15 protein-coding genes are annotated in these 11,794 nt (G+C 38.7%); 2 read left to right on the top strand and 13 right to left on the bottom strand.

Annotation, left to right across the window (positions count from 1 at the left end):
- Window positions 1-11 precede the first annotated feature (11 nt).
- From Q0A08_RS19905 to Q0A08_RS19895, 3 genes are all read right to left on the bottom strand, one after another.
- Window positions 12-353: a GFA family protein gene (locus tag Q0A08_RS19905; RefSeq protein WP_438463206.1), complete on the bottom strand. Its 342-nt coding sequence runs from the start codon at window positions 351-353 to the stop codon at window positions 12-14.
- A 17-nt stretch (window positions 354-370) separates the two neighbouring features.
- Window positions 371-781: a GFA family protein gene (locus Q0A08_RS19900; protein ID WP_438463205.1), complete on the bottom strand. Its 411-nt coding sequence runs from the start codon at window positions 779-781 to the stop codon at window positions 371-373.
- Window positions 782-1,018: 237 nt separating this feature from the next.
- On the bottom strand, window positions 1,019-1,621 hold the full coding sequence (locus Q0A08_RS19895; protein ID WP_438463204.1) for an FMN-dependent NADH-azoreductase: 603 nt from the start codon (window positions 1,619-1,621) through the stop codon (window positions 1,019-1,021).
- A gap of 142 nt (window positions 1,622-1,763) precedes the next feature.
- Between Q0A08_RS19895 and Q0A08_RS19890 the strand changes: the two genes are divergently transcribed.
- Entirely contained in the window at window positions 1,764-2,642 is an 879-nt protein-coding gene (locus Q0A08_RS19890) for a LysR family transcriptional regulator (protein ID WP_438463203.1), read from the top strand.
- 59 nt (window positions 2,643-2,701) lie between these two features.
- Here Q0A08_RS19890 and Q0A08_RS19885 read toward each other — a convergent pair whose 3' ends face one another.
- Window positions 2,702-3,238, bottom strand: a complete 537-nt coding sequence (locus Q0A08_RS19885; RefSeq protein ID WP_438463202.1) for an MOSC domain-containing protein — start codon at window positions 3,236-3,238, stop codon at window positions 2,702-2,704.
- Between the two features lie 42 nt (window positions 3,239-3,280).
- The gene (locus tag Q0A08_RS19880) at window positions 3,281-4,171 is read right to left on the bottom strand and encodes a LysR family transcriptional regulator (RefSeq protein ID WP_438463201.1); all 891 of its coding nucleotides are present in this window, start codon (window positions 4,169-4,171) and stop codon (window positions 3,281-3,283) included.
- A 123-nt stretch (window positions 4,172-4,294) separates the two neighbouring features.
- Between Q0A08_RS19880 and Q0A08_RS19875 the strand changes: the two genes are divergently transcribed.
- The gene (locus Q0A08_RS19875; RefSeq protein WP_438463200.1) at window positions 4,295-5,161 is read left to right on the top strand and encodes an MBL fold metallo-hydrolase; all 867 of its coding nucleotides are present in this window, start codon (window positions 4,295-4,297) and stop codon (window positions 5,159-5,161) included.
- 82 nt (window positions 5,162-5,243) lie between these two features.
- On the opposite strand, the gene Q0A08_RS19870 is transcribed toward Q0A08_RS19875, so the two are convergent.
- From Q0A08_RS19870 to Q0A08_RS19835, 8 genes are all read right to left on the bottom strand, one after another.
- Entirely contained in the window at window positions 5,244-6,011 is a 768-nt protein-coding gene (locus Q0A08_RS19870) for a substrate-binding periplasmic protein (protein WP_438463199.1), read from the bottom strand.
- A 580-nt stretch (window positions 6,012-6,591) separates the two neighbouring features.
- Complete coding sequence (locus Q0A08_RS19865) at window positions 6,592-7,260, bottom strand: HAD family hydrolase (protein WP_438463198.1); 669 nt, start codon at window positions 7,258-7,260, stop codon at window positions 6,592-6,594.
- A 42-nt stretch (window positions 7,261-7,302) separates the two neighbouring features.
- Window positions 7,303-7,818: a GNAT family N-acetyltransferase gene (locus tag Q0A08_RS19860; RefSeq protein ID WP_438463197.1), complete on the bottom strand. Its 516-nt coding sequence runs from the start codon at window positions 7,816-7,818 to the stop codon at window positions 7,303-7,305.
- Window positions 7,819-8,159: 341 nt separating this feature from the next.
- Window positions 8,160-9,158 carry a sensor domain-containing diguanylate cyclase gene (locus tag Q0A08_RS19855; protein ID WP_438463196.1) on the bottom strand — a complete coding sequence of 333 codons (999 nt, stop codon included), beginning with the start codon at window positions 9,156-9,158 and terminating at the stop codon, window positions 8,160-8,162.
- Window positions 9,159-9,310: 152 nt separating this feature from the next.
- Window positions 9,311-9,739, bottom strand: a complete 429-nt coding sequence (locus Q0A08_RS19850; protein WP_438463195.1) for a DUF1801 domain-containing protein — start codon at window positions 9,737-9,739, stop codon at window positions 9,311-9,313.
- 23 nt (window positions 9,740-9,762) lie between these two features.
- Window positions 9,763-10,278, bottom strand: coding sequence for a hypothetical protein (locus Q0A08_RS19845; protein ID WP_438463194.1), 516 nt, complete (start codon window positions 10,276-10,278; stop codon window positions 9,763-9,765).
- Window positions 10,278-10,508 (bottom strand): hypothetical protein, encoded by a 231-nt coding sequence (locus tag Q0A08_RS19840; RefSeq protein ID WP_438463193.1) that lies wholly within the window; start codon window positions 10,506-10,508, stop codon window positions 10,278-10,280. The genes Q0A08_RS19845 and Q0A08_RS19840 overlap by 1 nt, the downstream gene beginning before the upstream one ends.
- 137 nt (window positions 10,509-10,645) lie before the next feature.
- The gene (locus tag Q0A08_RS19835) at window positions 10,646-11,662 is read right to left on the bottom strand and encodes a substrate-binding domain-containing protein (RefSeq protein ID WP_438463192.1); all 1,017 of its coding nucleotides are present in this window, start codon (window positions 11,660-11,662) and stop codon (window positions 10,646-10,648) included.
- Window positions 11,663-11,794: the final 132 nt, after the last annotated feature.

The following is an 11,794-nucleotide window of genomic DNA, read 5'->3' as shown; positions in this document are numbered from 1 at the left end:
AGGTGAACGCTTTAATAAGCCGCCCCATCAATTTTACGAACAGGAATAGCATTTTTAATCTCATCATCGGCCATGCACATATTGATAGCGGTCACATTGGCATCACATTTATCTGTCGTTACATAGTGGGTAATACAGCCGCATAAAGTGCAATGATGAAAAGCGACTTCCTTATCGCCCCAAATATAAGCGCCTGAGGCTTTTTGAGTGTGAGAGATATTAACATCCTTTGGTTCGTAATAGGCCCAAGACGCGGCATAACGACGGCAAATGGAGCAATTACAATTGGCTATTTCTTTAGGAATATAAGCCGCTGTTAATTCGATATTGCCGCAATGGCAGGTTAGTTTCATTTTAATTCTTCCTTTAGCTAGCTTTCATCTCGTCCTTGCTGAAATGAAGGGATACCTTGCTGTAATTCACACCAGTTAGCTTTATATTCTGTATAAATTTGAGCATCAATTTTAATAGGAATGTCCTCATCAAATGTTGAGATTGCTAACTCAATCTCATCAATACTCGCATCTTTAATTCTAAACCCTAAACTCGAACCACAATCCTGGCAGAAACTTCTTTGAGTCCCATTCTTAGCTGTGAAGTGCTTCATTAATTCAAAGCCTTTTAACCAAGTTAATCCCGTCACACTCACTAGCGTTCCATATGCTGCTCCATGAAATTTTCGGCACATAGTGCAATGGCAATTTGCTGCACTTTCACTAAAACCAGTAACATTAAAGCTAATACCGCCACATAAACAAGAACCATAATATTTATGAGTCATAATCACCTCCACTTCATAATAGAATTCATGGTTTAGATAAAGCTAGCCTATCATTACCGTAGCGTTTTGCCCTAAACTCTCCCAAGTTTTTGATACAGCTTTTCAGGCAATTCAACCTTGATAGCATCCTCTATCAAAGCTGCCCACCCCTTACTGCAATCCTTATGATGGCTTGAAACACAACCTCATCACCCTCACCCTCTATAAAAGTGAAAGTGATGCTAGTTTATAATTAAATTAAACTTGAAAGGTTACAATTTCATCATAAGCGGCTTCTATATTTTTATTCGCTATGTCATCCCCCATGGCTAATCCCTGAACATAAACGAATTGAATATTATGTAGACCTATTAGCCCTAATATTTGTTTTAGATACGGAGTCATAAAATCATCAGACGTTCCTAAACTCATCCCTCCTTGCGTCATAATAATATAAGTATCTTTATTACTTAAAAGGCTCTCAGGTCCTGCTTCCGTAAATTGGAAAGTACGTCCAGCTCTTACTACAAAGTCGATCCAAGATTTAAGAGTTGAAGGGAGCATAAAGTTATACATAGGCGCTGTGATGATTAAAATATCGGCTGACTCTAACTCTTCAATTAAGTCATTCGATATGGTTAATTTATCATTAACACCTGACGCGATATCAGTTAAATCATCCTGGAAAGATTGAAATGTCTCTTCATCTAAATGCGGAATTTCATCTTTGCTTAAATCTCGCTTTATATGCTTTATGTCAGATAAGTGAGACAAAATTCTATCTGACAAATCATTTGCTAATTTAGATGATTGAGAGCTTTCACCCTTCATGCTCGAATTAATTTGCAAAAGCGTTTTCATTAATTACTCCATACTACCAACTATTAATAAAATAGGACTGTTGTCATTATTAAGTGTCCTAGAACTTGACTAGATTAATTAAAATTACAAATAGTAAAAAGTTAGATACTATTGAAAATATCAATAGTATGAGACGAAATAGATGACGAGCTTGGAGCAATTAAGAATGTTTGTGGCCGCAGCAGAGACTGGGAGCTTCTCAGCGGCTGGCCGCCAGATAAATAAAGGGCAATCGGCTGTTAGCCTTGGCATTTCTAGCTTAGAAACAGATTTAGGGATTGATCTATTTGATAGAACAACACGTAAACCAAGCCTTACCTTAGAAGGTAAAAGGCTTATCCCCCTTGCTAAAGCAACGCTAATGCAAGCTGAAGATTTTGATTTAGCGGCATCAAAGCTTTTTGCTGGAGAAGAGACATGTATTCGAATCGTGTTAGATGACGCAATTTTAGTTCCAGCTCTTAGTAAGCTATTGGTCGAATTTGGTAAACGCTTTCCTGCCACTCAGGTCGAGATTTTATCCGCTGTTAGCCCTGATATTCCAAGGATAGTCAAACAAGAAAAAGCAGAAATAGGCCTTATGTTTTCAGGCGGTAAAGTACAAAAAGGAGTAGAGCAGACTTATATTGGAAATCTCCCTTTTATATCAATAAGCCATCCTGATTACCCACTGGCAAAACTAAATTCTATCGGTGCCAATGAGCTATTACCCCATAGACAACTATTACTCAAAAGCCCTCAAGGTAGTGTATTAGATCAATTTCCAGCTTTATCATCTGATATTTGGAGTGCTGCGAGCTTTAATAATATTAGAGAGCTTGCCATAGAAGGCGTTGGTTGGGCTTACCTGCCAGAGCACCTAGCAGACAAATCGATTTCTTCTGGGTTGCTGGTTAAGCTTAATTTTCGATTCGAACATAAGCATTGGAGCCCACCAGTTGAAAGTATCACTCAAAAAAATATTTGTATGGGACCAGCACTCTCTTGGCTATCTCAACAATGTAAGGACATATTAAGCTGAGAAAAGAATGATAAATGATACCCAATAGCAGAGTGATCTCTTTTCACGCTTCTAGGTGTCTAAACTCTCTCAAGCGTTTGATATGGCTTTTCAGGCAATTCAACCTTAATGACATCCTCTATTAAAAGCTGTCCACCTTTCACGACAATCGCCATGATGCCTGCTTTGCGTATGAGATTGCCTTCTTCATCTTTATCCAACACAGCTTGGGTCAAGCCTTTTTGATAGTGATCCAATTGGGCACATGGGTTTCTAAGCCCTGTCACTTGCAATAGAACTTCATCACCTAAATGGAGTAAGGTATCTTTTGGTAAAGAGAGTAAATCGATTCCTTGAGTGAGGATATTCTCACCTAAAGAGCCAGCCTCAACATTAAAGCCTTTTGCTTGTAACTCAGTAAGAAGCTCTGAATGAATTAGGTGAACTTGGCGTAAATTAGGCTGGGTTGGGTCTGCTTTTACTCGAGATCTATGTTTAACGGTCTCGCCACAATGGGCATCACCTTCGACGCCTAAACCTGTAATCAAGGTAAGCTGTGTTACCGGCTTTTTAGAAAACTCATGTTTATTATCACAACTTAGAGATAAAACTTTCATTTTGCTGTCCTTAGCATTTTATGGTTAGACTCCTCTGCCTTTTTAACGCCAAGGTAATGGTGAAAAGTAATCTTTTAGATAATCTATAAGCGCACGTACCGTCGGGGATAAGTGTTTTCTAGAGGAATACAAGGCATAAGTAGTAAGCGTATTAGGTTGCCAGTCTGGCAATACTGCAACTAGCTCTCCAGACTTTATGTATTCGGTTGCCAGATAGGTTGGCTGTAGCGATATTCCTATACCTAGCAAGGAAGCATGTAACAAAGCCGTTGCTTCATTCGCCGTTAAGCGACATTTTACTTCAACTGATTCGAACATGTCCCCTTGAGAAAGGTGCCAGACATTTTGCTCAAAATTTTTGTAACCTAAACAATCTTGAAACATTAAATCTTGCGGTTCAAGGATAGGAGTATTGTTTGCTAAGTACTCAGGTGAAGCGACTAGCACAGACTCACATAACGCAATAGGTTGGCCAATGAGAGAAGGGTCTGGCGTGCTCGCAATACGAATCGCCAAATCAATACGGCTTTCAATTAAATCTGCCACTGAATCTTGCAGGTCTAAATCTATACTGACTTTTGGGTGCTTTTCCATAAAGCCTTTTACGGCAGGTACAAGCTGAGCAAAGCCAAATGACATGCTACTGGCCACACGAATTTTGCCAAATAGCTCACCATTGATTGCAGATGTAGATACGATTTCTTCTGATTGCTCCAGCCACTTTTCTATCTTACCAAGACAGGCTTCACCAGCACTGGTTAAAGAAACTTTGCGTGTTGTTCTATGTAGCAAACGCGTTTCGAGCCAGTTTTCCATTTCCTCCACATACCTTGTCACCATAGATCGAGAAATACTTAACCTACCCGATGTCGCCGTAAAGCTTCCTGAATAAGCAACATCTACAAACACCTTTGCCGCTGTGACTCTATCCATCTGTTTACCTAAATTATCTGCTCAATTTAAGAAATAATGATGCTGATTATTGTATCTTTTTCCGAACTTATCAATCTCCTATTATCTCGCTCACCCATTACCCACATATGATAGGAAACAAAGATGAATAAGTTATCCCTTTTACTTACCTCACTCGTTTTTAGCAGTGCTATCACAGCAAATGCGCAATCTGACCTTCAGTTTGATGTTTATAATGCAGACGATAAAAGCTTTAACGTTAACTCAACCCTTATTTATGGTGAAAACGATGCCATCTTGATTGATACAGGCTTCACCAAAGCAGATGCATTAAGAATCACGGCCAAAGTCTTAGACTCAGGTAAAAAATTAAAAACCATCTTTATCAGTCAGGCTGACCCTGATTATTATTTTGGTGCCGAAGTCATTCATAACTTTTTCCCAGATGCTGACATCATCACCACTAAAGCCGTGAGAAAAGTGATTGAGAAAAAGCTTGAAACCAAACTTTCTGTTTGGGGCCCAAGAATGGGAGCTAATGCGCCTATAAAGCCGATCATGCCGGAAGTGTATGACAAGTCGTTTCTAACACTGGAAGGTCATAAAATAGAAATCAAAGGCACACAAGGCGCTCTTGCTCACCGCCCATACCTTTGGATTCCTGACAACAAAGCGGTTTTAGGCAATGTCGCAATTTATGGCAACATGCATCTTTGGATGGCTGATACTCAAACTGATGAATCTCAAAGCGCTTGGGTAGCTCAACTTGAAGAAATGCAATTACTCAAGCCAACTAGCGTCATTCCAGGTCATATGAAGGCAGGTACTGAGTTAAATTCAACAAGTATTGCTTACTCTCTGCAATACATTGAGAGCTTCCAACAAGCAAAAGCAGAAAGTAAAAATAGTACTGAGCTAATCGAGAAGATGCTGGCTAAATATCCCGCTAACAATGTGCCGATTTCACTCAGCATTGGTGCGAAAGTACAAATGGGTGAAATGAAGTGGTAGAAAGAAAGTAAATTTACTTATCTTCTAAGCTAAAGCTTACTAAAGCTAGCCATTCAAGCTGGCTTTAGTTTTCTGACATATCTTATAAGTCTTGCTCGTACCAGCCTTGAATCATTTTTTGCTCATATTCTTTCAGTATGCCCTTAGCTTTAATTTCCATAATTCCTTTATTATAAATCTGCAGTAGTTCATCGGCATTTTCATTCACCTTAGGAAAGAGCGGATGCCCAGTAGGCTTTAAAAGAGCCCTCGAATGGTAAGTAATTTTCTCTGCTGACTCAGGAGGAAAGCGGTTATTTATTAGGTATAAACCTTCAAGGACAGTCATGGGGAAAATATCAATACGGCTGGCCAATAGCATATTCACATTATCTATATCACGTGTGGTGACATGGCTATTCAGCTCTCCTGTATTTACTAACTCATCAAGTTCAGGCGAATAATGATAACCCGCCGTTAAACCAACAAAATAAGGTTCTAGATCATCATAATCCTGCCAATCAAAATCTAAGCTTTTTAGATGAAAAAAATATATTTCAGACTGTATTAATGATTCACCACAATGAAAGTCTTTTTGCCTTTCTTCAGAGCAGAACCAATAGAAGGTAAGATCATAATCTCCTTTTTGCGCACTAACCATAGCTCGCTTCCAAGGCATGAAATCTATATCCAATTTGATACCTTGGCTTTCAAAAGCCAAAGTCAGCATATGAGTCGCATAACCACCGTGTTTTAAATTAGCACCTATTGTTGGTGAATACTCTCCAGTTGCCACTTTAAGAGTCTGCGAAAATCCGTTTACAGCAGGGAAAAAAATCAGAATGACAGATAGAAAAATAATATTTCTCACTTTCTTTGCCCTTTAGCATCACAAGTTAAATCAAGACAACCAAATAAAAGTCTCCTACAAAGTTATAGAGAAGAAGTTCGTTTCTAGCCACGTTATAACAAGTTAAATGCCAAAAAATCGCGTTTAAACACACTTATTAACAATAATGATCCCTTGTATCGTTCCAGATAAAAAACCTCAAATGTTAATGAGGCTTTTAGTAACTATGCTAAGGAATCTGCGATTAAGTCACCTCTTCTCAGTCTGCTCTACTAAGGTATATGGGAAAAAGTATCACACAAGGCGTCACTTTGACGCAATGTAGGCACCTTTCGAAAAGGGACAACACAGAATGACGCTTTTTCTGAAATGCCGTTTAGGTATTATTCAAAGACCCAAAGGGCGTGGTCTAAAAGCCCTATCTTTAAGTTGAGGGCCTTATCAATAGAATAACTATTAAGTTACGCCCCTCGCCATAAATCTAGGCGCTTTTATCCACACGCTGAGGCGGGAGGACTTATTCGCAGGTTCCTTAAGTAAAACAATGAAATAATTAAAAAAATGATATTAAGAAAATGACATAAGCTTAAATCGTTAAAAGCTAAAAGCTAAAATACTGATTTTTAATCCAATTTTTTGCATCCTGTAAACTAGCAACTATCTTAATCGCCTTACTCAAATCCTGATGCTGTGACATTTTTGTCGCAATTGCGACACAAGGAACATTCGCTGCTGCAGCCGCACTGACACCATTTGCCGTATCTTCTATAGCAACACACTCATAAGGCTCAAACCCTAACCTCTTTGCAGCTAATAAATAGCAGTCGGGTGCTGGCTTACTGTGTTCAACGTCATCCCCCGAAACGATAGTCTCAAAGTAAGTTTCTAGATCATTTTGCTTAAGTGTTTTCCTAGGTGCCTCGCCACCAGCGCCAGTCACAATGGCAAGCTTCACCTCTTTTTGGGCCAAACTTGCTATCACCTCTTTGGCTGAATCCACTAAAGGAAATGCCTGATTTGAAAGGTAATTATCTGTTGCCAGTGCCTTCGCTTTATTTAGTGCTTCTGGCGTATAGGTAAGACCATATTTTTCGACCATAGTCTTGGCATTAGCAGGGCTTGGGATACCGGCATATTCCTTGATGTATTCCTCCTCGGTTAGCGTCACACCATAGGGTTTTAAAATCGCTACCCACATTTGATAATGAATAAACTCAGAATCGACTAAGGTTCCATCGTGATCAAAAAGAATTGCTTTTATCGCTGCCATCACCTTTCCTCCCTTAAACTTCATACCCTTTACAAATCAAACTTATAATCTTGTTAACAATTTATAAAAATATACTGTGCTTTCTAACTTAACATTTGAGCCAAGCGCAAATTGTGGAATTTTACCTGCTTCAATGTAGCCAATCGAACGATATAAGTTTGATGCTAAATCACCTACTCTAGTATCTAATACCAAAAGTGTTAAGCCAATTTCGACAGCGACACATTCCATCAACTTCATCAGTTTTTTACTAATACCTTGGCCTCTTGAAGTCGTTTTTACCATGAGTTTTTCAACTTCCGCCCTATGGGCACCATTAGCTTTGGCACACAAAGAAAGCTGCACACATGCCACTAACTCATTGCCTTCAAATACAGCAAATAACTTTCGTTTAGCCAAGGCGAGACCTACCTCAACTTCGTTCCAATAGGTACTGATTTCAGCGTGATTAACGGGTGTAATAAAGCCAATTGATGCCCCACTTTCAATGCTATCAATTAACAACTCGCTAAACTCGTTTTCATGCCCTTTGATAGAGCTCAACTCTCTAAATTCCATACATATCTTCTTATTTGTCTTATATTTTGAATAAATTAGCTTTGCTCAATACCCAAACTTTCATTGCACCTTTTTAGTGCGATATATAGTAAATTAGCCTTACAAAACGGCTAAAAACCTTAGTATTAGATGTAGAAAAAGCATTAAACTAATCGCAGCAAAACCTATGCCATCAAATTAGATCAATAGAAGTCGTGCTATTGAAGACAATATAAGTAAGAGAGAAGAGTTTTTTAAAAATGAAGAGACGCAAATAACTTGCCTGCTTAAACAGCTCTTTCGACCCTAGACTTTAGAACCAAGCCTTTGAGTCAAAAGCATTAAAAACGAATACTTAAAAGCTATGCCCTTGCCTTGAGTTTTTGGTAATACATGCGCTTATCTGCGATATCTAAAAGTTTATCCATATTACCTCCGTCTTCAGGGTAAACACTGACACCAAAAGTCGCTGAAACCTGCAAATTAACCCCATTAAATGAAATAGGCTCAAGAATCTTATCGCTCAAAAGGTTAATGATGTCCTCTGAACTCACCAGATTATTAAATACGATTACAAACTCATCTCCGCCTACTCTCGCCACCAAGTCAGTGCGTCTTATCGTGCTATTGATTCGATTCGCAATCGCCGTTAAAACCTGATCTCCAGCCTTGTGGCCATAGGTATCATTAATTGCTTTAAACTTATTCAGGTCCATATATAACAAAGAGAACTCGGTTTTTTCTCGCTCAGATCGAGCAATAGAAAATGCAATACGTTCACTGAGGAAGTTACGATTAGCACACCCAGTTAGGCTATCGTAGAGAGCAAGTTGTTTAAGCTGCTCTTGCTGCTCACTTTGCTCTTCGAGTAGTTTTGTAATTCTTTCATGATCGAAAACATGCTGAAGCTCACTTTCAATCACCTTCTTTAGCTGACCTAACAGTTTCACAAAACTCTCTGAATAATTGCTAGGGGTGGTATCTATGACACAAATAGAGCCAAATAATGAATTATCAGGCCAAAAAAGAGGATAACCAAGGTATGAGCGAACAGGCCCTTCGCAGACAGGCGGCGCACTACACCATTCATCAGAATTTTCAGCGTCGTTCACATAAAGAACACTTCGAGTTTCCATAATACGACGGCAAAAACTTTTCATTTCCCAAGGCCAACTTGCATTCACTTCAAGAAAACTGCCTTCATTATTGCTGGCCGACACCACATTAAAAGAATCATTTCTAAACTGAACCACCACACCACTAGAAGCACCATAGATTTCAGCCATCATGTTGACTAAAACTTGCCATTTGTCGAAGTCGATATTGGGTTGCTCAAGAATACAGGTATTAAGGTTGATCATAGGATGAGGCTTCCTAAGTTAAGCGCTTATCAATCACCGTCAGGTCTAATAAGTCATCCCTCTCTTACCTAACACACGTCATTAATAAGCATAGTTATTAACCCTTATTGAGGCAAATAAGAGAAACAAATAAGAGAGGTAAAATGAGGAAGTTATAGGTGGTAAGTCAGGGCCATTTGAATACAAACTCTTAGCTCTTCTTCTGGCAGTTCGTCATCAAGCTTAAACACCACTGCTCTTGAGCCTTCAAAGGAAAAGGTATTAGGGAAAAGGGAGTTGTATGAGTCAATCAAACTGGTTTGGCAGTTCACGTAGAGGGCATATTGATCTGGGCTTTTCGCCTTCCAGTCGATACGAATTGTGGTGCCTGGAGCTTTTACTTTTTTCAGTTTGCCTGATTCATCTTCAAACTGTATTGGTAAGGTAATATAAGAAGGCTCACCCCATTTTAGGGTTTCTTCTAATTCTTCTACCTTATTTGTATTGGCGGCCACTTCTAGAATAAGCTGTCTTAAGTACTCAAGCTTTGCTCTCACCTTAGCAGGATAAGTATCAAACTTTTGTTTAACTGAGTCATTCATCATAGTTACCCTTCAAAGTATCCCTACTTAGGCTTTTTGTGTAACACAAAGTCAGCTTTTGATTTTAAGGTTTCTTTATCTCGAATTTGAGCAAAAGGATCGGGCTTGGCGCCTTCTCCATCCTTTTCATTTTCGGTTTTAGATTTTTTTTGGTCCGCTTTTGCTGTGACTTTTGATGTGGGAAGAGCTCGCATTTTTGCGATTAGATCATCTTCTAATTCGTCTTCTTCGTTTAATAACTGACCATACTTTTTACGCTCGGCTTTGCTCAGATTTTCTTTTTTAAATTTCTCTTGTTTAAACAATACATTCCAAGCGCAATACAAGCCAGTAACGCAGGCGAAGGCAAACCATTTAAGTCCAAAAGAAAGGGCTAGATAGCTAGTATCCTCATTGAGTTGGCTATAGCTCACGAAATCTTGGTGGATTTTTTCAATTAGCCATAAGACCAATAAAAGTAAGGCAGTAGAAAGGATAGTTTGCTTGTAACGCTTATAAATAAAGGTCACGAAGGTGATGCGAAATATTTGATTCATCATTAGAGCCAGCTCACACCTAATAGCGCTAGAACAGCCAGTAGGCCCTTACTCTTAATGTCAGACTTAAGCTTGTTTTCTTCCTCTTGTACCACAACCTCCAAGTCTTCCTGACTAAATTCTTCTGGAGTACGGCCAGCAATAATAATGCGTGTTTTCGCCCTTGAGATGGCCTTCTCACGGATGATTTTTTTATATTTTAGTTGCGGGTTATAAGCCTTTAAGCTTTTCACAATATCAAAATCCTTTACTGTTACATCCCTATGATATTGGTACTTTCCTTTCCAAAACAAGGTTAAAAAAGAATCAATTATTCGCTAACTCACAATAAATCCGTATGAAATACGGCTAAAAATTGTGCATAAGTCTGTTATTTAACCACACATTCATTCACATTCTCTGGAGTGCAGTAATAAAAGTCCTGATAGTAGATGTCTTTTTCAGGCAATTTGTTTTGAGTTAAGTATTGATATAACAGCTCTGTTCCTAAGCGTCCCATTTCAAATGGTTTTTGCCCAATGTTTATATTTGATAAGTGAGCACCCAACGCCTTTAGCTGAATTTCTTCTGCATCAGCAGAGATAATCACTGCCTCTCCAGATTTAATTTGCGCTTCATAGGATTTAATTCTTTCTATGTAATCAGGAGAGAACTGAGCAAACCCAGCTACTGCAAGAAAGATAGTTGGAGTTTCAAGGTTAAGTATGTGCTCTAGCTGTCTGACTGCCTGCCCTCTCTTACCTAAGGTATAAAAAGGACACCTTGAATATTCTGTCCAGCCATTCTCACCTTGTAACCGAGTCACATGAGTACCCGCTAAAGCATATCTAACACCATCAATTCTCGCATTCAAATTTGGCGTTGTATCATGACCAGACTGAATACATATTTGAGTCTCACCCGTTTTTTTAAATGCCTTGGCTTGATTACCTAGGGCAACACCATAATCGAAGTTATTCGTCCCCACATAAGCCAATCGATAAGCTTTATCTTTTTCTAATAAATCTGAATCAAAGGTGATAACGGGGATTTTTGCCTCTTTAACCTGCTTTAGTACACGGTTAACAAGGAAGGTTGAATCAGTCGTTGATATTAAAAAGCCATCAACACCTTTGTTAATATAAGACTCAATAATAAGTGCTTGAGAACGGATATTTTGAAAGTCTTTAGGACCATCATAAATACAATTAATGTCACCCACAGTTTGAGCAAACTTTTTACAGCCTTCATAGGATTGCTCATAAAAGCTGTCATTTTTTGTCTTGCCAATCACAACAATATTTAGCTCATGATTAGCAGCACCATGGTTAATATCTGTTGCAGAAAGCCCAGTCACATGTAACGCACAAGTAAGGAGAAAAGCACTGACAGAGTAATGAAAAGACATACACTTCCTCAAATAAGTTGCATCGAGAGATAAGAAATAAACCATTGATATTTAATAAAAATTTTAATTTATACATAAGTGAAAACTTAATTAAGACTAACACTTATCTCTCTCAATGCAACTTGAAGGGAA

This window comes from Marinomonas sp. PE14-40 (assembly GCF_051623805.1).
Lineage (GTDB): Bacteria > Pseudomonadota > Gammaproteobacteria > Pseudomonadales > Marinomonadaceae > Marinomonas.
Note: the sequence above shows the minus strand (reverse complement) of the source record. Positions and strands in the feature narration are given on the sequence as shown.

What these genes read in the sequence shown, in the direction of transcription:
- Q0A08_RS19900 (WP_438463205.1), bottom strand. Translation starts at nt 781, where the DNA reads ATGACTCATAAATATTATGGTTCTTGTTTATGTGGCGGTATTAGCTTT.
- Q0A08_RS19885 (WP_438463202.1), bottom strand. Translation starts at nt 3,238, where the DNA reads ATGAAAGTTTTATCTCTAAGTTGTGATAATAAACATGAGTTTTCTAAA.
- Q0A08_RS19880 (WP_438463201.1), bottom strand. Translation starts at nt 4,171, where the DNA reads ATGGATAGAGTCACAGCGGCAAAGGTGTTTGTAGATGTTGCTTATTCA.
- Q0A08_RS19860 (WP_438463197.1), bottom strand. Translation starts at nt 7,818, where the DNA reads ATGGAATTTAGAGAGTTGAGCTCTATCAAAGGGCATGAAAACGAGTTT.
- Q0A08_RS19905 (WP_438463206.1), bottom strand. Translation starts at nt 353, where the DNA reads ATGAAACTAACCTGCCATTGCGGCAATATCGAATTAACAGCGGCTTAT.
- Q0A08_RS19845 (WP_438463194.1), bottom strand. Translation starts at nt 10,278, where the DNA reads ATGATGAATCAAATATTTCGCATCACCTTCGTGACCTTTATTTATAAG.
- Q0A08_RS19855 (WP_438463196.1), bottom strand. Translation starts at nt 9,158, where the DNA reads ATGATCAACCTTAATACCTGTATTCTTGAGCAACCCAATATCGACTTC.
- Q0A08_RS19850 (WP_438463195.1), bottom strand. Translation starts at nt 9,739, where the DNA reads ATGAATGACTCAGTTAAACAAAAGTTTGATACTTATCCTGCTAAGGTG.
- Q0A08_RS19875 (WP_438463200.1), top strand. Translation starts at nt 4,295, where the DNA reads ATGAATAAGTTATCCCTTTTACTTACCTCACTCGTTTTTAGCAGTGCT.
- Q0A08_RS19865 (WP_438463198.1), bottom strand. Translation starts at nt 7,260, where the DNA reads ATGGCAGCGATAAAAGCAATTCTTTTTGATCACGATGGAACCTTAGTC.
- Q0A08_RS19835 (WP_438463192.1), bottom strand. Translation starts at nt 11,662, where the DNA reads ATGTCTTTTCATTACTCTGTCAGTGCTTTTCTCCTTACTTGTGCGTTA.
- Q0A08_RS19890 (WP_438463203.1), top strand. Translation starts at nt 1,764, where the DNA reads ATGACGAGCTTGGAGCAATTAAGAATGTTTGTGGCCGCAGCAGAGACT.
- Q0A08_RS19895 (WP_438463204.1), bottom strand. Translation starts at nt 1,621, where the DNA reads ATGAAAACGCTTTTGCAAATTAATTCGAGCATGAAGGGTGAAAGCTCT.